This window comes from Streptomyces pseudogriseolus, from assembly GCA_002154585.1.
Taxonomy (GTDB): Bacteria; Actinomycetota; Actinomycetes; order Streptomycetales; family Streptomycetaceae; genus Streptomyces; species Streptomyces pseudogriseolus.
Genome location: MUNG01000704.1, coordinates 1 through 1,221 on the forward strand (window position 1 = coordinate 1; position 1,221 = coordinate 1,221).

The window sequence follows — 1,221 nt, forward strand, 5'->3', positions numbered from 1 at the left end:
TGGGGGCGCCGGGCGCGTGAGACCTCACGCGCCCGGCGCCCCCACGCCCTCCATCAGACCCGTGACCTCCATGCCCTCCGGCGTCAGCAGGAACACGTTGCGGTCGACGCGGTGCATTCCGCTGGCGAGGCCGAAGACGACGCCCGTGCTGAAGTCGAGGACGCGCTTGGCGACGTCCGGTTCCGCGCCCGTCAGGTCGAGGAGGACGGGTATGCCGGACATCAGGGTCTCGGCGACCTCGCGGGCGTCTGCGAAGACGTTCACGCGGAGCACGACGAAGCGGCGCCGCGCCGCCTCCGTGCGGGCCTCCGGCATGGCGCGGTGGCCGACCGCGGACGGCCACGCGTCGCGGCCCCGCAGCGGCACGACCTGGGCGAGCCCCTCCCACTGTTCGTCGGTGACATCGTGGCTGCTCACCGGCATGCTCCGTCCCCTGTCGCGCTGGCTGTCTGCATCGCCCAATTCTTACTCATGGTCACCCGTTCGGCCCAATAACGACACGCTCCGCCATCGTTCGCCCCGCAACACCCCGGTGGGGGGCGGCCGTTGACCTGGCCGCCGGACCAGGCTTGCATGGGCGCATGGCTGGTGGGACGGGTGGTACGACAGGGCCGGTGCTGGGTTTCGAGACCCAGGAGGAGTTCGAGGCATGGCTGGAGGAGCATCAGGGAGATGCCGAGGGACTGTGGCTGAGGATTCCGCGGAAGGGGTCCGGGCTGCCCGGGATCGACTACGCCACCGCGCTGGAGTCGGCGCTCTGCTTCGGGTGGATCGACGGGCACAAGCGGAGTCTGGACGAGACGCACTGGGTGCAGCGGTTCACACCGCGCCGGGCGCGGAGCCGGTGGTCCGCGGTCAACCGGCAGAAGGCGATCGAGCTGATCGAGCGGGGGCGGATGCGGCCGGCCGGGCTGCGGGAGGTGGAGCGGGCTCGGGAGGACGGGCGGTGGGAGGCCGCGTACGCAAGTCAGCGGACGGCTGTCGTGCCGGAGGATCTGCGGGCGGCGTTGGATGCGGCGCCTGTGGAGGCGCGGGAGTTTTTCGAAGGGCTGGACAGCCGGAATCGGTATGCGATTCTGCATCGCGTTGAGGAGGCGAAACGGGCGGGGACGCGGGCGGCGCGGATCGAGAAGTTCGTGGCCATGCTGGCCAGGGGGGAGAAGTTGTATCCGTGAGGGGTGGAGGCCCGGCCAAGGGGAGTTCGCCCCCGCCGCCCCTTCC

The 1,221-nt window shown here is 71.1% G+C and carries 2 protein-coding genes; one reads left to right on the forward strand and one right to left on the reverse strand.

Annotated elements, in window-relative coordinates; genetic code table 11:
* Positions 1-24: 24 nt before the first annotated feature.
* Positions 25-423 (reverse strand): cell division protein SepF, encoded by a 399-nt coding sequence (locus tag CCN29_RS34205; RefSeq protein WP_031064708.1) that lies wholly within the window; start codon positions 421-423, stop codon positions 25-27.
* A 158-nt stretch (positions 424-581) separates the two neighbouring features.
* Between CCN29_RS34205 and CCN29_RS34210 the strand changes: the two genes are divergently transcribed.
* Complete coding sequence (locus tag CCN29_RS34210; RefSeq protein ID WP_031064706.1) at positions 582-1,175, forward strand: YdeI/OmpD-associated family protein; 594 nt, start codon at positions 582-584, stop codon at positions 1,173-1,175.
* The last annotated feature ends 46 nt before the right edge of the window (positions 1,176-1,221 follow it).